The sequence below is a fragment of the Nocardia sp. NPDC059177 genome (genome assembly GCF_042755165.1).
Taxonomy (GTDB): Bacteria; Actinomycetota; Actinomycetes; order Mycobacteriales; family Mycobacteriaceae; genus Nocardia.
Window position 1 is genome coordinate 1 of sequence record NZ_JBHZBX010000012.1, and the last position, 19,908, is coordinate 19,908.

Below are 19,908 nucleotides of genomic sequence, written 5' to 3' on the forward strand. Positions count from 1 at the left end.
CTCCTGGGGCTCCCGGTTGCCGGCCTGGGCCCCCCCGTGGCCTTTGGGCGGCGCCAACCCGGGGCGGGGCGACACCCCCCCCCCCCCCGGCGATCTCGCCGGCGCCCAGCAGCGCTACCAGGACGCGATCACCCCGTTCACCGACAAGGCCAAGGAGATCCCGGGCGGCAGCATCAAGATCATGCTGCCGAACACCCGGATCATGGCGGCGCTGGCGAAGGTGAACGTGCGGGTCATGATGTCGCGGCCGCTGCGCCCGCTGACCAAGAAGATCTACTTCGGCCAGACCGCGGAGTTCGCCCTGCCGACCTACTGATCCACCGGGCACGGGGCGGCCGATCCGCCCCCGGTTACCCTCGGTGCGTGCACCGGAAGATCATCCTCGACGTCGACACCGGCATCGACGACTCCCTGGCCGTGCTGTATCTGCTCGCCTCACCCGAGGCCGAGATCCTGGGTATCGCCGCGACCGCGGGCAATGTGCCCGCGGCCCAGGTCGCGGCGAACACCCTCGCCGTGCTCGATCTGGCGCAGGCGCCGCCGATCGAGGTCGCCCTCGGCGCGGCCGAACCCCTGGCGATCCCACTGCGCACCACCGAGGACACGCACGGCCCGCAGGGCCTCGGCTACGCGGAACTCCCGCCGTCACCACGCACCCTGTCCGAGCGGTCAGCGGCCCAACTGTGGGTCGAGCTGGTGCGCGCGCACCCCGGCGAGGTGACCGGACTGTGCACCGGGCCGCTCACCAATCTCGCGCTGGCACTGCGCCTGGAACCCGAACTCCCCCGGCTGCTCGACCGGCTGGTGATCATGGGCGGCGCGTTCAACCATCCAGGCAATACGACACCGACCAACGAGTGGAACATCCACGTCGACCCCGAAGCCGCCGAGGAGGTGTTCGACGCGTTCTCGGCGGCGCCACCGCACCGCAGGCCGCTGGTCTGCGCGCTCGACATCACCGAGACGATCGAGATGCGGCCCGAGCACCTGATCGCCCTCGGACAGGCCGCGGGCAGCACGCCCAGCGAAACGGTCGGCGCCGGTGATCCCCCCGAATGGCGGTCGGCGGCAAGCGATCCGATCATCCGCTACCTCACCGACGCGGTGCGCTTCTACTTCGACTTCCACCATCAGTACGACCTCGGCTACCTCGCGCACATGCACGACCCGTTCGCCGCCGCCGTCGCTCTGGATCCGGCCCTGGCCCTGACCCGGCCCGCCACCGTCGACGTCGAGCTCACCGGCACGCTCACCCGGGCGACCACGGTGGCCGACTGGGCGGGCATGTGGGGCCGGGAACCCAACGCCGACATCGTGATCGGCACCGATCCCGCTGTCTTCTTCGACCGTCTCGTCACCCGCGTCGGCGCGCTGGCCCGCCGCCTGTCCCAGGAGCTCCCCGCATGACCGTCGACACCGCCACCTACCTGGCCGAATTCCGCCGTCGCCTCGACCTGCCCGCCCTCGTCGACGTCCACACCCATTTCATGCCCGACCAGGTCATGCGCAAGGTGTGGGCCTACTTCGACGCGGCGGGCCCGCTGACCGGGCAGCCGTGGCCGATCACCTACCGCGACGACGAACAGGTCCGGTTGAAGACGCTGCGCGAGTTCGGTGTTCGCGCTTTCACCTCGCTGGTCTACCCGCACAAGCCCGACATGGCGGCCTGGCTCAACGACTGGACCGCCGAGTTCGCCGCCCGCACGCCCGACTGTCTGCACACCGCCACCTGCTACCCCGAGCCGACGGCACCCACCTACGTCCGCGCCGCGCTCGACCGTGGTGCGCGGGTCTTCAAGGTGCACATCCAGGTCGGCGCGTTCTCGCCGCTGGACCCGCTGCTCGATCCGGTCTGGGCGATCCTGGCCGAGTCCCGCACACCGATCGTCATCCACTGCGGGTCCGGTCCCGCCCCGGGCGAATTCACCGGCCCCGCGCCCATCGCCGAACTCCTGCGCCGGTATCCGGCCCTGCGCCTGATCATCGCGCACATGGGCACTCCCGAATACACCGAATTCCTCGATCTGGCCGAGCAGTACCCCGATATCTACCTCGACACCACGATGGTGTGGACCGACTTCAGCGAAGGCGGCGCGCCCTTCCCACCCGCCGAACGCGACCGCCTGCGCCGCTTCGCCGACCGCATCCTGTTCGGCAGCGACTTCCCCAACATCCCCTACCCGTACGCCGAGGCGATCACCGCGCTGGAACGCCTCGACCTGGGTGACGACTGGCTGCGCAAGGTCTGCCACGACAACGCGGTCCGGCTCTTCGAGCTCGGCTGATCAGGCGGGGATCTCCATCCCCTCGGCGAGCACCGGCCAGGATCGCTTGAACGCGTTCTGCCAGTAGCCCCACGAATGGGTGCCCTGGGTGTCCACGTCGAAGGTGGCCGGAATGTCGAGTTCGTCGAGGCGGTCCTGCAGGTTCTTGGTGCACCAGCCGGTCGCCGCCTCGATGATGCCGCCGACCACGACCTGGTTGGCCAGGCCGATCGGGCCCCAGGAGATCAGGTGCGGGTCGCCGGGCTTGTCGTATTCCCCGGGCAGGCCGTTGCCGTTGGAGATGTAGAGCTTGGTGCCGCGCAGGCCCTCGGCATGGACCAGCGGATCATTGGCGGCCCAGGCGGGATCGCCGGGCGGGCCGTACATGTTCGAGGCGTCGCCGCCGCCGGTGCCGACGACGAGGTTCACGAACTGCCTGCCGACCGGGTCGCTGATCTGGGCGCAGCCGCTGTAGGCGGCGACCGCGCGGAACAGGCCGGGCTCGGCGATGGCCAGCTGCAGCACCGAGGTGACCGACATCGAGTTCGCGGCGATCGCGTTGCGGCCGGTGGTGGCGAACATGGCATCGATGAGCGCGGGCAGTTCGTCGAGGAAGAAGGTGCGCCATTTGTTCACGCCGAGCGTGGGATCGGGTTCCCGCCAGTCGGTGTAGTAGCTCCAGGCGCCGCCGATCGGCATCACCACATTGACGGGCTTGCCGGCCAGGAAATCCACCACGTCGGTGTTGCGTTCCCAGGTGGCGGTGTCCTCGCCGCCGCCCGCGCCGTTCACCAGGTACAGCGCCGGGCGCGGCACCGAGGTGTCGGCGGGCCGCTGCACCTTCACCGAGACATCGCGGCCCATCGCGGCCGAGTGGATGCGTACCGTCACCTGCCTGCCGGAGATCGAGATGATCTCGGCGCGGGAGCCGTCGATGGCGATGGCCCGATTCGACACCGCGATACCGGATCCCGGACCTTCGGCGAACGCCGCATTCGAGCCGACCACCGTCGAACCCATCGCCACGAACACCGCCGCCACCACCGACACCGCGCTGCGGCACCTCATCGATCGAACCTCCACACACACTGAAAACCGACCGCCCAGTGCGGCCGATCACAGTATCGGTTCAGATCACATCACCGTTACCTGTTTTACACCGATCCGTCACCAAGGCGACGAGTTTTGTTTCCGGTCACAATCTTTCGGTGGTGGCGGGTGATCAGCGATCGGTGACCTTGGAGGCGTAGACGGCCAGACGTATCCGATTGTCGGTCCCGGTCTTCTCGAGCAGGTTGGCGATGTGGGTCTTGACCGTGCTCACGCCCAGGTGCAGTGTCTCGGCGATGGCCTGGTTGCCGTGTCCTTCGCCGACCAGCCGCAGTACCTCGCGTTCCCGCGTGGTCAGATCCGGAGGGGCCGTAGGCGATTCGGGGGTGGCGAGCGCGCGGTCGATCAGGCGGCGCAGCAGGGCGGGTGAGAACAGCAGGTCGCCGTCCACCGTGCGGCGGATCGCGTCGAGCAGCACGGTGGGTTCGGTGTCCTTGACGAAATAGCCCGCCGCCCCGGCCGCCAGCGCGGGGAACAGGTGTTCGTCGTCGTCGAAGGTGGTCAGCACCAGCACTTTCGCGCGTGGTGAGGCCGCGAGGATCTGGCGGGTGGCCGCGACACCGTCGAGACCGGGCATCCGCAGGTCCATCACGACCAGGTCGGGGGCGAGCTCGGCGTGCAGCCGCACGGCCTGCACCCCGTCGGCCGCTTCGCCGACGACGGCGAGGTCGGTGGTGTCCTCGATGAGCATGCGCAGGCCGGCGCGGACCAGGCGCTGATCGTCGGCCAGCAGCACCGTGATCATGACAGTTCCTCTCTCCGTGGACGATCCGGTAGCCACGCGTGGACGACCCAGCGCGAGCCGTCGGCGCCGACGGTGACCGTGCCACCGGCCAGCGCCGTGCGTTCGCGCATGCCGACGATGCCGTGCCCCGGTGAGGCGGCCGCGCCGTGCCCACCGCTGACGACATCGACGGCGATGCCGGCGTCGCGGCGGGCGATCCGGACGTCCACCGGCACCGTGCGATCCGCGTGTTTCATGACATTGGTGAGCGATTCCTGAACGAGGCGCAGCAGAGTGAGCCTGCTGATCGCGTCGAGGCTGCCGAGGTCGGTGGCGATCTCGGCGTCGAGGGTGAATCCGGCGGCGCGCGCCCGGGTGAGCGCCGCGGCGATCTCGGTGTCGACCGACTCCGCGTCGACCAGGGCGACCGCGCCCAGGGTGGGATCGCGCAGGGCGGTGAGCAGCCGGCGGATGTCGGCGAGCGCGTCGGCGGCGGTGCCGCGGACGTCGTCGAGGACGGCCACCACGCGGGGATCGGCGTCGCGCACGACATGTCCGGCGACCGAGAGGCGCAGGATGATCGAGGCGATGTGATGGGCGACCACATCGTGCAGTTCGCGGGCCAGGGCAGCGCGCTCGTCGATGCGGGTGCGGGCTTCGGCGTCGGCGGCGCGCAGCCGCAGGTTCTCGGCCAGGTCGCGCTGGCCACGCAGATACAGTCCGAGCAGCAGCGGCAGGCCGACGTAGGCCGCGGCTTCCACGACTGTCGAGGCGCGACCGATGGAGGTGTCGTGCAGGCCTACCCGGCCGAGCACGACCGCGGCCGCCCAGCCTGCCGTGGCCACCCACACGGTCGAGCGCCGGTGGGTGCGGGCGACGACGTCGACCAGGGCGATCGCACCGAGGTAGGGCACCAGCCCCGACACGCCCCAGGCCGGGGTGCGCAGCATCGGCACGGCCAGCACCGACAACGTGATCGAGGTGGCCAGCGGCCATCGCGCCCCCGCCAGGAACACCACACCCGCCGCCAGCGCCAGCGCCCAGTAGTGCGGCGGGACCCGGTACTGGCCGGGGTAGGTGCTGGCCAGCAGCAGAACCGGGATCAGCGCGAGCGGTAGCCAGCGCAGCAGTGGCCGCAGGTCGCGGTGGGTCCTGATGTCGATCACGCACCCACGGTAGGTGACCGAACGACCCGCACCGTGCGAGTAGCACGTGGTCGGCGCGTCCGCAAGGGACGGGCGGGCGGATTCTGGCGCGGACGCCGGGCCGCGCGGCGGAGTCGCGGGAATCCCGGCTGGTCGAGGCTGGAAGTTCCCCCGACAGAAGGAGCACAGGTGGTCTCGCGACGAGGATTTCTCACCGGACTGGCGCTGGCGCCGGTGGTGTACGCGGCGGGCTGTTCGGTCCGCGCCGGCGCACCCGGTCCGGGGACGCGGCCGCTGCCCATCCCACCGCTGGCCGTGCCCGCTGTCGGCGCCGACGGTGTCCGCCGTTTCACGCTGCGCGCGCAGCCGGGCAGCACCGAGATGGTGGCCGGAAAACAGACCCCGACCTGGGGGTACAACGGTGCCGTCCTCGGGCCGACGGTGCGTGCCCGGCGCGGGGAGCAGGTCGCGTTCACCGTCACCAACGCGCTCCCGGAGCCGACCTCGGTGCACTGGCACGGCATGCACGTCCCGGCGCGGTTCGACGGTGGGCCGCATCAGATGATCGCGCCCGGTGCGACCTGGTCCCCGCAGTGGACGGTGGACCAGCCCGCGGCGACGCTCTGGTATCACCCGCATCCGCACGGCGCCACCGAGAAGCATGTGCAGCGCGGGCTCTCCGGGTTCTTCCTGGTCGACGACGAGGCCGCCGACGCCCTCGATCTCCCGAAAGACTATGGTGTGGACGATATTCCGCTGGTCGTCCAGGATCGCCGGTTCACCGCCGACGGTGGTATCGACGAATCCGATACCACCGATGTCGGGCTGCTCGGCGACACGATCGTCACCAACGGCATCACCGACGCCCATCTCGCCGTCACCACCGAGCGGGTCCGGTTGCGGATTCTCAACGGGTCGTCGGGGCGGCTGTACCGCTTCGCTTTCGGCGACCACCGGGACTTCGCACTGGTCGGCACCGACGGTGGCCTGCTGCCGAAACCGGTGTCGCTCACCAGTATTCAGCTCAGCCCCGGGGAGCGCGCCGAGATCGTGGTCACACTGATCCCGGGCGAGAACGTCTCGTTACGGTCGCTGCCGATCACCGAACGCGCGGGCATCGACCGGGCCGCCGAGTTCGGTTTCGACGACACCTTCGACATCCTCACGGTGCGCGCCGCGGCGACGCTGCGCCCGTCACCGGCACTGCCCGCCGCGCTGGTCCCGCTGAGCCCACTCGTCGCGCCGACCGCGACACCGACCCGCTCCTTCGACCTGCAGTGGTTCATGATCAACAACCAGCGCATGGACATGAACCGCATCGACATGACCATCCCCGTCGACTCCACCGAGGTGTGGACCGTGCGCAACAAGGACAACTGGCCGCACAACTTCCACATCCACGATGTCCGGTTCCAGATCGTCGCCGTCGACGGAAACCCGCCTCCCCCAGCACTGTCCGGCTGGAAGGACACCGTCTACACCACGCCCGGTGTCACCTACACCCTCGCGATGCGGTTCACCGACCACACCGACGCGACCTTCCCGTACATGTACCACTGCCACCTGCTCCACCACGAGGATCAGGGCATGATGGGCCAGTTCCTGGTGCTGGCCCCCGGCCAGCGGCCCGCCCCGATGGTCATGGACATGTCCGGGATGGGCCACGGCTGATCACCAACGGTTGCCCCAGAAGCCCCGATGCACGACATCGCCGAGTGGCCGCCGCCGATGCTCGAACCGCGCCGGCGGCTGACCGGGAGCCGGATACCCGACCGTGATCGCGCCGATCGGCGCGAACTCGGCCGGTATCCCGAACTCCGCCCGGAACCCGTCGAGCTGCTCGGGCATGATCCCGAAGAAGCACGCGCCCAGCCCCTCGTCCACGGCGGTCAGCAGCACCGCGAGCGCCGCCATCCCGGTGTCGATGTGCCAATACGGTGCGGGCCAGCGGTTTTCGTCGCGGTCGGTCCAGCCCTTGTCCGGCTCGGCATATCGTTCCAGGTAGGCCTTCTTGTGCGCCATCGGCACGATCACCAGCGGCGCGTCCGGCATCGACGGCGTCCGCTCGACCCGCGCGGGCACGAACTCCCAGAATCGCTGCCGTTCGGCCGGCTCGGTCAGCACCAGAAACGCCCATCCCTGGGTGAATCCGGCCGACGGGGCTCGCAGCGCGCTGGCGACGATCCGCTCGACAACGGCGTCCTCGAGTGGCTGGACGGTGTAGTGCCGAACCATCCGGCGGCGGCGAAGGACTTCCGAGAACTCCATGGCCGCAGCGTATTACACCGCTCAGACCGCCGGCTTCAGGCCCGTTCGCGTCAGGACGACGGCACACAGGGCCACGATGCCGAGGGTGCTCTTCCAGAGCCGGATCACCGCCTGTTCGAGAATGATGCCGATGCGGTCGGCACAGCTGGTGGCTTCGGCGATGGCCATGCGGTCGTCGACCAGGGCGGGGTCGCTGATGATCTCGTCCAGTCGCAGGCCCGCGACGGCCTGATCGCAGGTCAGGGGCCGTTCCGGGAGCCAGGTGAGGCGCCAGTGGCCGTCGTCGCCGAGCGTGGCGTGCTCGGGGGTGCGATCGCTGCCGATCGTTCGACCCGTACGGAAGATCGCCATCAGTGCCTCCTCGGGCCCAGGCTTTCGCTTCCACCCTCCACGGTCCACGAAAATCGCCGCAGACAACAGCTGGCAAATCGAATCGGACCCGGCTATCATGCCGCCCTCGCTGCGTGAACAGCACGGACCGGCGGACGATCACCCCGAAGCCGAGCGAAGACAGCGAATCCGCAGTGATCGCTACTGACCGTCGAAGGCGCCCAGGATTCGTTCGGCGGCCAGCGCGGGGGTGAGGGTGCCCGCGCGGACGGCGGATTCGATCTCGGCGCGGACGTCCTTCACGGCGGGATTGTCGGCGAGCCGGCGCAGGATCTGATCGTGCACCATCGTCCAGGTCCAGTCGACCTGCTGACGACGGCGCTTCTCGGCGAACTCACCCGCGTCGGTGAGGACGCGGCGGTGTTCGAGGACGGTGTCCCAGAACTTGTCCAGGCCATGGCCTTCCAGGCCGCTCATGGTGAGCACCGGCGGACGCCAGAGCGCGTCGTGCGGGTGGATCAGGCGCAGCGCGCCCTGGAGTTCGCGCGCGGCGCTCTTGGCTTCCATCTCGTGCTTGCCGTCGGCCTTGTTGACCGCGACCAGCTCGGCCAGCTCCAGCACGCCCTTCTTGATGCCCTGCAACTGGTCACCGGTGCGGGCGAGGGTCAGGAAGCAGAACACGTCGACCATGTTGGCGACGGTCACCTCGGATTGGCCGACGCCGACGGTCTCCACCAGGATCACGTCGTACCCGGCCGCTTCCAGCAGCACGATGGTCTCGCGGGTGGCCTTGGCGACGCCGCCGAGGGTGCCCGCGGTCGGCGAGGGCCGGATGAAGGCATCGGCTTCCAGCGAGAGCCGGGCCATGCGGGTCTTGTCGCCGAGGATGGAGCCGCCGGTGCGGGTCGAGGACGGGTCGACCGCGAGCACCGCCACCCGGTGCCCCTTGCCGAGCAGGTACATGCCCAGCGCGTCGATGAATGTCGACTTGCCGACACCGGGCACCCCGGTGATGCCGACCCGGTTCGAGACCACCGTGCCCGGTTCGGCCCCGGGCGCGAGCAGCAGCCGCTGCGCGAGCTCGCGATGATCGGCGCGGGTGGACTCGACCAGCGTGATGGCCCGCGCGAGCGCGGCCCGCTCCCCCGCCCGGATACCGTCGGCGAGCGCGGCGACATCGATGGTCCGCGGTGCGCGGGCGACCGCGCGACCCTCGTTGCGCGGCGCCCCGACTCCCGCGGTGGTGCCGAGCCGGGGATGCGCGCCGGCACCCCCGGTAACCTGTGCGGCGTCGCTCATGCTGTGGTCCGACGGCATGCTCGGGCGCCCTCCGTGGTGACGCCGGCCGCCGCCTCCGGGCGCTGACCGATCATGCCTGGGTTCCACCGCCGATTTCGTGGCCGAGCGAGGCGCCCAGCTTCTTCAGCAGATCGATGGCCGCGTCGGCGATGACGGTACCGGGCGGGAAGATCGCCGCCGCGCCCGCCTCGTACAGTTCGTCGAAATCACCCGGCGGGATGACGCCGCCGACGATGACCATGATGTCGGGGCGCCCGACATCGGCCAGTGCCTGCCGCAGGGCAGGCACCAGCGTGAGGTGACCCGCGGCCAGCGAGGAGACACCGACGATGTGCACGTCGTTGTCGGCGGCCTGGCGCGCCACCTCTTCGGGGGTCTGGAACAGCGGGCCCACGTCGACGTCCATGCCGAGGTCGGCGAAGGCGGTGGCGATCACCTTCTGGCCGCGGTCGTGGCCGTCCTGGCCCATCTTGGCGACCAGGATGCGCGGGCGGCGGCCCTCGGCCTCGGCGAACTCCTCGACCAGCTCGATGGCCGCGCCGATATTGGAGGCCTTGCCTGCTTCGTCACGGTACACACCGGAGAGCGTACGGATCTCGGCCTGATGGCGGCCGTAGACCTTCTCCAGTGCGTCGGAGATCTCACCGACGGTGGCCTTGGCGCGGGCGGCCTCGATGGCCAGCGCCAGGAGGTTGTTCTCCATGCCGCCCTCGGTGGTGGCGGCGGCGCGGGTCAGGTTGGCCAGGGCGGCCTCGACGGCGGCCGAATCGCGTTCGGCGCGCAGACGTTCCAGCTTCTCGATCTGCTCGGCGCGCACCCGCGAGTTCTCGACCTTGAGGACCTCGACCTCGTGGTCCTCTTCGACCTGGTACTTGTTGACGCCGATCACCGGCTGCTGGCCGGTGTCGATGCGCGCCTGGGTGCGGGCGGCGGCCTCTTCGATGCGCAGCTTCGGAATGCCTTCCGAGATCGCCTGTGCCATCCCGCCGTGCGCCTCCACCTCGGCGATGTGCGCGCGGGCGCGTTCGGCGAGCTGGTGGGTGAGCCACTCCACGTAGTAGGAGCCACCCCACGGGTCGATCGGGCGGGTGGTGTTGGACTCCTGCTGGATGAGCAGCTGGGTGTTGCGGGCGATGCGCGCGGAGAAGTCCGTGGGCAGCGCCAGTGCCTCGTCGAGGGCGTTGGTGTGCAGCGACTGGGTGTGGCCCTGGGTCGCTGCCATCGCCTCGATGCAGGTGCGCGCCACATTGTTGTAGGCGTCCTGGGCGGTGAGCGACCAGCCCGACGTCTGCGAATGGGTGCGCAGCGACAGCGATTTCGCGCTCTTGGGCTCGAACTTGGAGACCAGCTCGCTCCACAGCAGGCGGCCGGCACGCAGCTTGGCGACCTCCATGAAGAAGTTCATGCCGATGGCCCAGAAGAACGACAGGCGCGGGGCGAACTTGTCGACGTCCATGCCGGCGGCGATACCGGCCCGGATGTACTCCACACCGTCGGCGAGGGTGTAGGCCAGCTCCAGGTCGGCCGTGGCACCGGCTTCCTGGATGTGGTAGCCGGAGATGGAGATCGAGTTGAACTTCGGCATCTTGGCGCTGGTGAAGGCGAAGATGTCGGAGATGATCCGCATCGAGGGCTTGGGCGGGTAGATGTAGGTGTTGCGGACCATGAACTCTTTCAGAATGTCGTTCTGAATGGTTCCGGCCAGCTGCTCGGAGGTCACGCCCTGCTCTTCGGCGGCGACGACGTAGAGCGCCAGGATCGGCAGCACCGCACCGTTCATGGTCATCGACACCGACACCTGATCCAGGGGGATCTGGTCGAAGAGCTGGCGCATGTCCAGGATCGAGTCGATCGCGACACCGGCCATACCGACGTCACCCTGCACGCGCGGGTGATCGGAGTCGTAGCCACGGTGGGTGGCGAGGTCGAAGGCGACCGACAGGCCCTTCTGACCGGCCTGCAGGTTGCGGCGGTAGAAGGCGTTGGAGTCGGCGGCGGTGGAGAAGCCCGCGTACTGACGAATGGTCCACGGCTGGTTGACGTACATGGTCGGGTAGGGACCGCGCAGGAACGGCGCCACACCGGGCACCGTGTCCAGCGGATAACCCTGCGCGACAACGGCATCGCGGTCGGCCTTGGTGAACACCGGCGGCACGTCGATGCCCTCGGGGGTGGCCCAGGTGAGCTGGTCGGCGGTGGTGTGGTTGGCCGCGGCGGCCTCGGCCACGAACTCCTTCACCTGCGCGTCGTCCACCGCGGCGGCCGCGGGCGCGTGCTCGGTGAGTGGCACCTCGGCGAAACTGCCGACGATGTGCTCGATATCGGATGTGGTCATCAGGCTCCCACCTTCTCCAGCAGCTGCGACAAGACCGCGACCGCGTCGATGCGCAGGGTCAGGTACCCGTCGGGACGCTGTGTACCGCTGTAGTTCTCGACCGACTTCTCCGGGCCTGCCAGCAGCACGGTGTCGATTCCGGCGGCGCGCAGCGCGTCCACCGCGGCGCCCGCCTGTTCGCCGTAGCGCTTGTCCGCGCCGCACAGCACCGCCAGGCGCGCGCCGGAATCGGCTGCGGCGGCGGCGATGCCGTCGACGGTGAGCGGACCCGGGTTGACCGACTCGATGCCGCCGGAGGCGAGCACGTTGGCGGTGAAGATGGTGCGCGCATTGTGTTCGGCGACCGGGCCGAGCGGCACGATCAGCGCCTTCGGGCGCGCGCCGGTGGCGGCGAGGTAGGCGTCGGAGCGGTTGCGCAGCGTCTCGAACGCGGCACCGTAGCGCGCGACGGTGACCTCGGTGCGCGCCTGCTCCGAGAGCGGGGTCTCGGCCAGGTTCGGGAACTCGTTGACGCCGGTGACCGCGGTCTTGCGGTGCGCGACATCAGCAGCCCGGGTGGCGGCGGTCGCGGCGATCCGCTCGGCGAGCAGGCCGGAGGCCAGCGCGGCCTGGTAGCCACCGGCCGCCTCGATCTCCTGCATGAACTCCCACGCCTTGGCGGCGAGTTCGTCGGTCAGCGCGTCGACGTACCAGGAGCCCGCGGCGGGGTCCTGCACGTGACCCAGGCGCGATTCCTCGAGCAGCAGCAGCTGGATATTGCGGGCCATGCGCTCGGAGAACGACGCGGACACACCGAGCTCGCCCGCGGGCAGCGCGGAGTCGAAGGGCAGCACCGTCACCGAGTCGGCCCCGCCGACACCGGCGCCGAAGGCGGCCAGGGTGGTGCGCAGCAGGTTCACCCAGGGGTCGCGCTGGGTCATCATGGCCGCGGAGGTGATCGCGTGCTGCGGGGCGGCGCCGAAGGCGGGCGCACCGCACACCTGCGCGACCCGGGCCCAGAGGCGGCGGGCGGCGCGGAATTTCACGATGGTGGCGAACTGGTCGTCGGTGGCCGCGGCGCGGAACTCGAGCTGACCGAACGCGTCGGCGATGTCGACACCAGCGGCGGTCATGGCGCGCAGGTAGGCCAGCCCGGCGGCGACGGACGCGCCGAGTTCCTGGGCGTCGGCGGCACCGGCGTTGTGGAAGGCGATGCCGTCCACGGTGATCGCGCGCACCGTCTCCGGCCGGGCGATCGCGCGCACGGCCAGGGCGACGGCCCGCTCGGCATCGATATCGGCGGCGCCGGAGAACGCGCTGGTGAGCGGCGCGGCGCCCAGCGCGACCTGGATCTGCGACCGGTCCTCGACGGTGTACCCGTCCAGGACGGTGAACACCTGCCCGGCGGCGGCCTCGACCTCGGCGCCGGCGACCAGGGTCAGCGGGGCGAGCTCGAAGAGCACACCGGTGAGCGCGGTGGCGATCTCGGCGGGGGCGACGCCGTAGTCGCCGACGCCCAGCGACAGCGCGCTGACACCGTTCTCCAGGTTGAACAGGATGGTGCGGTTGGTCGCGGCGGCGTCGGCGGAGCCGGCGAAGGCGTTGACGAACCAGCCGCGCTGCGGGTCACGGGTGGCGCTGCCACCGCGCACGAACGGGAACGCGCCGGGCAGCGGCTGCTCGGGCAGCTCGTCGCGGCGGGTGTAGAGCGGGGCGATGGTGAGCCCGTCGTAGGTGGTCTCGTCGAGCAGATGCTCGGGTTCCGCGGGAAGTTCGGCGGCCTCGACCCGCCGCGCCTTGGCCAGGACACCGGCCACACCTTTGCGCCATGCGGGGTACTCGGGCACCGGATCCGGTGCGAGCCCCGCCCCGGACTCTGAACCAATCGGCATAGCTGCTGCTCTCTCTTCCTTCGGCGAACCAGGATCTGTCCAGTTCGCTCTCGATGCTAACTGTGACACTGTGTCCGCTCGCTCCGGCCTTCCCCTACCGGCCGGTACGCTTACCCGGGTGTCCCGACTGATCCGCTCCCCGCGCCTGCTCACAGCCCTGGCCGGGGTCGCCGTGCTGTTCATGGTGGCGATCCTCGTCCCGCTGCCGGGGCCGCAGCAGATCCGGGAGTGGGCGGGCGGTGCCGGGCCGCTGCTGCCGGTGCTGTTCTTCCTCTTCTATTCCGTCGTCGCGGTGGCGCCGGTGCCGCGCACCGTGCTCACGGTGACCAGCGGCGTGCTGTTCGGCCCGGTGCTGGGTTCGCTGCTCGCGCTGGCGGCGACCGCGGTCAGCGCCACGATCGCGTTGCTCGGGGTCCGGGTGCTCGGCCGTGAGCGCGTCGCCGCGCATCTGACCCATCCCGCGGTGCGGGCGATCGATGCGCGGCTGGCCCGGCGCGGCTGGCTCGCGGTGGCGGCGCTGCGGATGATCGCGCTGGCGCCGTTCTCGGTGGTCAACTACTGCTGCGGGCTGTCGTCGGTGCGGGTCGCACCGTATCTGGTCGCGACCGTGGTGGGTTCCGCGCCGGGCACCATAGCGACCGTGGTGCTGGCGGGGTCGCTTGCCGGCGACACCCACCCGGTGGCAGTGACGGTGTCGGCGATCTGCCTGTCGCTGGGACTGATCGGGCTGATCGTGGACGCGCGGCTGCCGGTGGACACCGATCCGGCCGGGCCGGGGACCGAGCCGGTGGCCGTCAGCCGCTGACCGGCGCGCCTGCGCGGTCGATCGGTGCGGCGGCCGGATAATTCCCGGTCATGGCGATGACCGTGGGGCGCAGGTCGGTGCTCACCCTGCTGGCCGGGCTGCCGCTGCTGGCGGCGGCGGGCACCGCCCGCGCGCAGTCCGCGCTCGGGCCCGGCATCGGCCCGGACCAGGACGGCGTCCCGGTGCGGTACACGATGACAGGTTTCCGTGCCGACAGCGACACCACGCTGGCGGTCTACGAATCGGGCGACGGCACCGAGTTCACCGCTGTCAGCGAGCGCGCGTTCACCCCGCCGACCGGCCTGGTCCGCGATCCCAGCGTGCTGCGGCACATCGACGGCGCCTATTACCTCACCTACACCGTCGCCGGTGATGCCACCGCGATCGGCGTGGCCCGCAGCCACGACCGGATCGACTGGACCTTCCTGGCGAATGTGCCGATGCGCGTGCCGGGCCGGCTCGAGGGCGCCTGGGCGCCGGAGTGGTACGCCGACGCGGCGGGCCGGGTGGGCATCATCGTCTCGCTCACCTGGGGTCACGGCTTCACCCCGCACCTGCTGATCCCCCTCGACACCGGGCTCACCGGGTGGGCGCCGCCGGTGCCGCTGCTCGGGCTCGGCCCGAGTGGACCCGGCTCGCTGGGCTTCATCGACACCACCCTCGTCCGCCGGGACGGTCGCGTGCTGGCCTTCGTGAAGAACGAGGACACCACACTGGTCGAGCTCGCCGTCGCCGATCACCCGCTCGGGCCCTACGGCTTTCTCGCCCGGGGCGATTGGGCCGGGTGGGGTGGGCCGGTCGAGGGCCAGTCGGTGGTCCGTCTGCCCGACGGCGGATACCGCGTATACCTGGATTCCTACACCGACGGCCGCTATCTGATGAGTGACAGCTATGACGGCCTGCGCACCTGGACGCCGCCGCGCGAGGTCCCCGGCCTGTCCGGCGTGGTCCGCCACGGCACCGTCCTCGCGGAATACGGCACCACCACACCCGCATGACCCGCGACGATCGCCGCCGATGAACAAAAACCCCAATACTCCAGGGGCACGCGGTTAGAGTGGTGATCGATCACAAAGAGAAGGTGACCTTCTTCACATCTCTCAATTCTGACTAAGGCACGTTTCAGAAATCTCTCAGAGTTATAGACTCCCGAATAGCCCAGGGTTCGCCAGCTACATCCGGTGCGGGATCCAGAGCAACATCCGGTGACGCGACCCGCGCTCACCGCATCCCCGTTCGCGCCGTTTGCGGCTCGCAGTGCGTCATGAGGTGACCCCGCATGGAATACACCCATCTCTCCGAATTCCGGATCCGGTCCGGCGAACTCTCGATCTGGACCCCCGGACTCACCGGCGCCGACACCTGGTACGACGACGAACGCCCGCTGGCCAGCGTGCACGAGCAGTACCTCGGTTTCCTCGATCCCGAGGATCCGCGCCCGGGCCGCGGCCGCTGGATCGGCACCATCTTCGAGATGGACGCCCCGCTCGACGCGCAGGCGTGGGCGCGCACACTCGAACTGTGGCACGACCGCCACGAAGGCTTCCGCACCACCGTGTCCCCCACCGGCGACGGCGGCTACCACCGCAGCACCACCGGCGTGGGCACCGTGCAGATCACCGGGGAGACCGTGCCCGGCCGCACCGACGGCGAGGAGATCAACGAGTTCCTCTGCGACACACTGGAACTGCGTCTCTCGCCACTGATCTGGCCGCACCTGCTGGTCGCCACCGTCGCCCACGACACCGACGACTTCACCGTGCTCGTCGGTGCCGACCACTCGGTGCTCGACGCCTACTCCCAGGCCGTGCTCATCCTCGAACTGCGCACCCTCTACACCGCGGTCACCACCGGCGGCGAGATCCGCGACTCGGCCACCTTCGGCAGCCCGGCCGACTACGCCGTCATCGAACGCGCGGCCGCCGAGGAGCTCACCCCCGACTCCGCCGCCGTCGGCGTGTGGCGCGATTTCGTCGGCACCCCCGGTTCGCCCATGCCGCGCTTCGCCGCCGGCCAGGTCGCCGCCCTCGACGGCGAGCACGCCCAGCCCAGTGTCTCGCGCACGCTGCTGACCCTCGACCAGCTCGAAGAGGTCGAAGCCGCGCTGGACCGGCTCCGGCACCGGCTCTCGGTCACCGTGTTCGCCGCGCTGGCGGTGGCAACACGGGAAGTGTTCGGCGAGGACCGGTTCCGCACCATCATGCCGATCGCCACCCGGCCGGATCTGACCTGGCTGGAGTCGATGGGCTGGTTCGTCAATGTGGTCCCGGTCGACGTCACCCTGCCCGCGAGCGCGGACATGGCCGTCGCGCTGGATGTCACCCGCACCGCGCTCAAGCGCGCCCACCTGTGCAACGACGCGTCCTGGGGCCGCTCACTGGCCATGGCGGGCGCGCTGGAAGCACCGACCTACGGTGCCTCCTTCCTCGACATCCGGATGCTGCCGGACTACGAACTGGTCGCCGACCTGCGCGGACGCACCCTGCGCGCGGTGTCGTACTCGACCGACGAGGTCTACTTCTGGATCGTGCGCGGCCCCGAGGGGCTCTACCTCTCGACGCGCTACCCGGCGGGTCTGCCCGCCGAGGTGATGGACCGCTTCCTCACCGAGTTCGCCCGCGCCATCTACGCGGTGACCACGATCGCGGCGCCCGGCACGGCGGTCCAGGCGGTCGATGCCGCGGCGGCGGCGCTGAGCGCGGGCTGATGCGCGCACTGCTGGCCTTCACCGGGAGCAGGGGCGACGCCCAGCCGGGCATCCTGCTGGCCCGCGAGCTGCTGGCGCGCGGGCACTCGGTGACCCTCGCGCTCTCGCCCAACCTGGTCGACTTCGCCACCGCGCACGGTATCGCGGCGGTCGGCTTCGGCCGCGACAGCGCCGAACTGCTGCGCACCCAGCACGAGGATCGGCGCTTCCGCAGTCCGTCCCCACGGCAGCGCTGGCGCGCGGTGCTGGAGCTACAGCGGCGCGGGGTGGCCGAGGCGGTGCGCGACCTGCTCGTCCTGGCGCCGGGGCACGACGTGCTGGTGACCGGGATGGCGGGCGAGGAGGCCGCCGAGAAGGCGGCCCGGCGTGTCGGATTGCCGTTGGCCGCAGTGCATTTCTTCCCGATCCACCCGAACCGTTCGGTGCCGGTGCTGCCCACCGTCTGGGGCGCCCGGATCCCGGGCGGACTCAACCGCCGGATCTGGTCGGGCCTGCGCTGGGCGCGCGATGCCGCGCTGGCCCAGCCGCTGGGCGAGTTCGGCATCGTCGAACATCCGCTGCCGGACCGGGTGTCGATCCAGGCCTACGACATCGACCTGTTCCCCGGGCTGGCGGCCGAGCTGCCCGGCGGGCACCCGATCACCGGGTTCGCGGTCGACACCGACGGATTCCTCGGCGGCCCGGCCGATCCCGCGCTCGACGCGTGGCTCGCGGCAGGCACCGCACCGATCTATGCCGGCTTCGGCTCGATGGCCGTCGATGATCCGGCCGCGCTGGTGACGATGCTGCGGGCGGTCTGCGCGCGACGCGGGCGCAGGCTGCTGCTCGCCGCCGGCTGGGCGGGCATCGACCCGGTGCTCTCGCCCGAGGTGGCCGTGGTCGAGCAGGTCGACCACGCCGCGGTGTTCCCGCGCTGCCTGGCCGCGGTCCATCACGGTGGTGCGGGCACCACGGCCGCGGCCCTGCGGGCCGGTGTGCCGCAGGTGATCTGCTCGGTGCAGGCCGACCAGCCGTACTGGGGTCGCGCGCTGGAACAGCTCGGACTGGCCGTCACCCGGCCCGCCGCCGGCCTCGACGAAGGCGCGCTGTCGGCCCTGCTCGACCGGGTGGCCGAGCCGGCGGTGATCGCGCGGGCGGCCGGATACGCGAGCCGCTTCGCCGGCTCCGGGGTGGCACGCGCGGCCGACGAGGTGGAAACGCTGGTGCCGCTGTCGATTCCGGCGCCCGAACTCGATCATGCCGGGAGGCCGAGATGAGCACCGACGTCGCCGTGCGCACCCACGGCCTCGGCAAGTCCTACGGTGACTTCACCGCCGTCGGCAGCGTTGACCTGAGCATCGAGGCCGGGACGGTGTTCGCGATGCTCGGCCCCAACGGCGCAGGCAAGACGACCACCGTGCGCATGCTCGCCACCCTGCTGCGCCCGGACCGCGGCCGCGCCGAGGTGTTCGGCTACGACGTGGTGCGCGACGCGACAGCCGTGCGGTCGATGATCGGGCTGACCGGACAGTACGCCTCGGTCGACGAAACCCTCTCCGCCCCCGAGAACCTGCGCCTGTTCGGCCGGCTGCTCGGCCTGTCCCGGCGGGCCGCGGCCCGGCGCAGCGACGAACTGCTCGAGGAGTTCGAACTCACCCAGGTCGCCCGGCGCAGTGTCAGCGCGTTCTCCGGCGGTATGCGCCGTCGCCTCGATCTGGCCGCCACGCTGATCACGGTGCCGCCGTTGATCTTCCTGGACGAACCGACCACCGGCCTCGACCCGCACACCCGCGACCGGATGTGGGGCATCGTGCGTGGTCTGGTCGAGCGGGGCGCGACCGTGCTGCTCACCACCCAGTACCTCGAGGAGGCCGACGCGCTGGCCGACCGGATCGCGGTCATCGACCGCGGCACCCTGGTCGCCGAAGGCACCGCCGCCGAACTCAAATCCTCGATCGGTGATCAGGTGCTGCGCCTGGACATCCCCGCGACGGCGGACCTGCGCCGCGCCGAGGCGCTGATCCAGGAGCTGACCGGCGAAGTCCCCGACGGGTCGTCGACGGGCACGCTCACCGTCGCGCTCGCCGATGTCGCGATCGCCGCCGACATCGTCGCGGCCTGCCGCGCCGCCGGGATCGGCCTGCGCGGTTTCGCCGTGGACCGGCCCGATCTCAACGAAGTGTTCCTGGCGCTGACCGGCCACGCGCCCGCCGCCGCCTGAGGAGACTGCGAGAAACTCATGACCGTCACCACCGAGACCGCCCCCGCACCCGCCCAGGTGGTGCGCGCCCCCCGCGTGACCCGGATCGGTCCGCTTGCCGCCGTGGCGCATTCGCTCATGATGGCCTGGCGTGGCCTGCTGACCTTCCGGCACAGCCCGCAGTTGCTCTACGACGCCATCCTGCTGCCGATCGTCGGCCCGGTGCTGTTCGGCAGCATCTTCGGCACCGCCATCGCGGGCAGTATGGCGGCGTATCTGCCGATCATGATTCCGGGGGTGCTGGTGCAGATCGTGCTGACCTCCTCGGTCGCCACCGGTGTGCAGCTGTCCGAGGACATCCATTCGGGGGTGTTCGACCGGTTCGTCGCCATGCCGATCGCCCGCTCGGCACCCGTCGCCGGGGCGCTGCTGGCCGGCATGGTGCGGTACCTGATCGCGGCGACCACGGTGGTGATCGTCGGGTTCTGTATGGGTTACCGGCCCGAGCACACCGGCGGATTCCTGGCCGGTGCCGTACTGGTGGTGCTCGCGACCACCGCCATCAGCTGGCTGTTCGCCTTCATCGGCGCCACCGTCGCCCGGCCTGCCGCCGTGCAGGGCATGTGCATGCTGGTGCTGACCTTCCTCGGCTTCGCCTCCAACGCGCTGGTGCCCGAGGAGTCCATGCCGACCTGGATGCAGCACGTCTCGGACCTGAACCCGGTGTCCTACCTGGTCTCCGCGGTGCGCACGCTCGCCGCCGACGGGACCGTCGGCGCCGACGCCTGCTGGTCGCTGGTGGCTTCCGCGCTCGTGGTCGCTGTCTTCGCGCCGTTGACCGTGCGCACTCTCCGTTCTCGCTGAGGAGCTT

General features: G+C 70.5%; 17 protein-coding genes and 1 pseudogene. 10 read left to right on the top strand and 8 right to left on the bottom strand.

Annotated features, from left to right (window positions below; all coding sequences use genetic code 11):
* From ACFXK0_RS16725 to ACFXK0_RS16735, 3 genes and pseudogenes are all read left to right on the top strand, one after another.
* A pseudogene (locus tag ACFXK0_RS16725) lies at positions 1-316 on the top strand (FAD-binding monooxygenase); the annotation flags it as partial.
* Positions 317-363: 47 nt separating this feature from the next.
* Positions 364-1,407 carry a nucleoside hydrolase gene (locus ACFXK0_RS16730; protein WP_379411191.1) on the top strand — a complete coding sequence of 348 codons (1,044 nt, stop codon included), beginning with the start codon at positions 364-366 and terminating at the stop codon, positions 1,405-1,407.
* Positions 1,404-2,285 carry an amidohydrolase family protein gene (locus ACFXK0_RS16735; RefSeq protein ID WP_379411192.1) on the top strand — a complete coding sequence of 294 codons (882 nt, stop codon included), beginning with the start codon at positions 1,404-1,406 and terminating at the stop codon, positions 2,283-2,285. Before ACFXK0_RS16730 ends, ACFXK0_RS16735 begins: the two co-directional genes overlap by 4 nt.
* Here ACFXK0_RS16735 and ACFXK0_RS16740 read toward each other — a convergent pair whose 3' ends face one another.
* The 3 genes from ACFXK0_RS16740 to ACFXK0_RS16750 all read right to left on the bottom strand — a co-directional run bounded on the left by ACFXK0_RS16740 (position 2,286) and on the right by ACFXK0_RS16750 (position 5,261).
* Positions 2,286-3,332, bottom strand: coding sequence for an alpha/beta hydrolase (locus ACFXK0_RS16740; RefSeq protein WP_379411194.1), 1,047 nt, complete (start codon positions 3,330-3,332; stop codon positions 2,286-2,288).
* 154 nt (positions 3,333-3,486) lie between these two features.
* Positions 3,487-4,119: a response regulator gene (locus ACFXK0_RS16745; RefSeq protein WP_379411195.1), complete on the bottom strand. Its 633-nt coding sequence runs from the start codon at positions 4,117-4,119 to the stop codon at positions 3,487-3,489.
* On the bottom strand, positions 4,116-5,261 hold the full coding sequence (locus ACFXK0_RS16750; protein WP_379411399.1) for a sensor histidine kinase: 1,146 nt from the start codon (positions 5,259-5,261) through the stop codon (positions 4,116-4,118). The genes ACFXK0_RS16745 and ACFXK0_RS16750 overlap by 4 nt, the downstream gene beginning before the upstream one ends.
* 171 nt (positions 5,262-5,432) lie before the next feature.
* Between ACFXK0_RS16750 and ACFXK0_RS16755 the strand changes: the two genes are divergently transcribed.
* Positions 5,433-6,914: a multicopper oxidase family protein gene (locus ACFXK0_RS16755; protein WP_379411197.1), complete on the top strand. Its 1,482-nt coding sequence runs from the start codon at positions 5,433-5,435 to the stop codon at positions 6,912-6,914.
* On the opposite strand, the gene ACFXK0_RS16760 is transcribed toward ACFXK0_RS16755, so the two are convergent.
* The 5 genes from ACFXK0_RS16760 to ACFXK0_RS16780 all read right to left on the bottom strand — a co-directional run bounded on the left by ACFXK0_RS16760 (position 6,915) and on the right by ACFXK0_RS16780 (position 13,346).
* Positions 6,915-7,511 (bottom strand): nitroreductase family protein, encoded by a 597-nt coding sequence (locus tag ACFXK0_RS16760; protein ID WP_379411198.1) that lies wholly within the window; start codon positions 7,509-7,511, stop codon positions 6,915-6,917.
* Positions 7,512-7,532: 21 nt separating this feature from the next.
* The gene (locus tag ACFXK0_RS16765; RefSeq protein WP_379411200.1) at positions 7,533-7,862 is read right to left on the bottom strand and encodes a hypothetical protein; all 330 of its coding nucleotides are present in this window, start codon (positions 7,860-7,862) and stop codon (positions 7,533-7,535) included.
* Between the two features lie 180 nt (positions 7,863-8,042).
* Positions 8,043-9,140, bottom strand: a complete 1,098-nt coding sequence (gene meaB, locus ACFXK0_RS16770; protein WP_379411202.1) for a methylmalonyl Co-A mutase-associated GTPase MeaB — start codon at positions 9,138-9,140, stop codon at positions 8,043-8,045.
* A gap of 70 nt (positions 9,141-9,210) precedes the next feature.
* Positions 9,211-11,475: a methylmalonyl-CoA mutase gene (gene scpA, locus ACFXK0_RS16775; protein WP_379411204.1), complete on the bottom strand. Its 2,265-nt coding sequence runs from the start codon at positions 11,473-11,475 to the stop codon at positions 9,211-9,213.
* On the bottom strand, positions 11,475-13,346 hold the full coding sequence (locus tag ACFXK0_RS16780) for a methylmalonyl-CoA mutase family protein (RefSeq protein ID WP_379411205.1): 1,872 nt from the start codon (positions 13,344-13,346) through the stop codon (positions 11,475-11,477). The genes scpA and ACFXK0_RS16780 overlap by 1 nt, the downstream gene beginning before the upstream one ends.
* Positions 13,347-13,464: 118 nt before the next feature.
* On the opposite strand from ACFXK0_RS16780, the gene ACFXK0_RS16785 reads away from it, so the two are divergent.
* From ACFXK0_RS16785 to ACFXK0_RS16810, 6 genes are all read left to right on the top strand, one after another.
* Positions 13,465-14,151: a TVP38/TMEM64 family protein gene (locus ACFXK0_RS16785; protein WP_379411207.1), complete on the top strand. Its 687-nt coding sequence runs from the start codon at positions 13,465-13,467 to the stop codon at positions 14,149-14,151.
* A gap of 50 nt (positions 14,152-14,201) precedes the next feature.
* Positions 14,202-15,149: a hypothetical protein gene (locus ACFXK0_RS16790; protein ID WP_379411208.1), complete on the top strand. Its 948-nt coding sequence runs from the start codon at positions 14,202-14,204 to the stop codon at positions 15,147-15,149.
* A gap of 281 nt (positions 15,150-15,430) precedes the next feature.
* Positions 15,431-16,858, top strand: coding sequence for a condensation domain-containing protein (locus ACFXK0_RS16795; RefSeq protein WP_379411210.1), 1,428 nt, complete (start codon positions 15,431-15,433; stop codon positions 16,856-16,858).
* Complete coding sequence (locus ACFXK0_RS16800; protein ID WP_379411211.1) at positions 16,858-18,114, top strand: glycosyltransferase; 1,257 nt, start codon at positions 16,858-16,860, stop codon at positions 18,112-18,114. Before ACFXK0_RS16795 ends, ACFXK0_RS16800 begins: the two co-directional genes overlap by 1 nt.
* Positions 18,111-19,058, top strand: a complete 948-nt coding sequence (locus tag ACFXK0_RS16805; RefSeq protein WP_379411212.1) for an ATP-binding cassette domain-containing protein — start codon at positions 18,111-18,113, stop codon at positions 19,056-19,058. The genes ACFXK0_RS16800 and ACFXK0_RS16805 overlap by 4 nt, the downstream gene beginning before the upstream one ends.
* A gap of 18 nt (positions 19,059-19,076) precedes the next feature.
* Positions 19,077-19,901: an ABC transporter permease gene (locus ACFXK0_RS16810; protein ID WP_379411214.1), complete on the top strand. Its 825-nt coding sequence runs from the start codon at positions 19,077-19,079 to the stop codon at positions 19,899-19,901.
* Positions 19,902-19,908 lie beyond the last annotated feature (7 nt).

What these genes read in the sequence shown, in the direction of transcription:
- ACFXK0_RS16745 (WP_379411195.1), bottom strand. Translation starts at nt 4,119, where the DNA reads ATGATCACGGTGCTGCTGGCCGACGATCAGCGCCTGGTCCGCGCCGGC.
- meaB (WP_379411202.1), bottom strand. Translation starts at nt 9,140, where the DNA reads ATGAGCGACGCCGCACAGGTTACCGGGGGTGCCGGCGCGCATCCCCGG.
- ACFXK0_RS16790 (WP_379411208.1), top strand. Translation starts at nt 14,202, where the DNA reads ATGGCGATGACCGTGGGGCGCAGGTCGGTGCTCACCCTGCTGGCCGGG.
- ACFXK0_RS16800 (WP_379411211.1), top strand. Translation starts at nt 16,858, where the DNA reads ATGCGCGCACTGCTGGCCTTCACCGGGAGCAGGGGCGACGCCCAGCCG.
- ACFXK0_RS16760 (WP_379411198.1), bottom strand. Translation starts at nt 7,511, where the DNA reads ATGGAGTTCTCGGAAGTCCTTCGCCGCCGCCGGATGGTTCGGCACTAC.
- scpA (WP_379411204.1), bottom strand. Translation starts at nt 11,475, where the DNA reads ATGACCACATCCGATATCGAGCACATCGTCGGCAGTTTCGCCGAGGTG.
- ACFXK0_RS16780 (WP_379411205.1), bottom strand. Translation starts at nt 13,346, where the DNA reads ATGCCGATTGGTTCAGAGTCCGGGGCGGGGCTCGCACCGGATCCGGTG.
- ACFXK0_RS16735 (WP_379411192.1), top strand. Translation starts at nt 1,404, where the DNA reads ATGACCGTCGACACCGCCACCTACCTGGCCGAATTCCGCCGTCGCCTC.
- ACFXK0_RS16810 (WP_379411214.1), top strand. Translation starts at nt 19,077, where the DNA reads ATGACCGTCACCACCGAGACCGCCCCCGCACCCGCCCAGGTGGTGCGC.
- ACFXK0_RS16795 (WP_379411210.1), top strand. Translation starts at nt 15,431, where the DNA reads ATGGAATACACCCATCTCTCCGAATTCCGGATCCGGTCCGGCGAACTC.
- ACFXK0_RS16805 (WP_379411212.1), top strand. Translation starts at nt 18,111, where the DNA reads ATGAGCACCGACGTCGCCGTGCGCACCCACGGCCTCGGCAAGTCCTAC.
- ACFXK0_RS16765 (WP_379411200.1), bottom strand. Translation starts at nt 7,862, where the DNA reads ATGGCGATCTTCCGTACGGGTCGAACGATCGGCAGCGATCGCACCCCC.
- ACFXK0_RS16740 (WP_379411194.1), bottom strand. Translation starts at nt 3,332, where the DNA reads ATGAGGTGCCGCAGCGCGGTGTCGGTGGTGGCGGCGGTGTTCGTGGCG.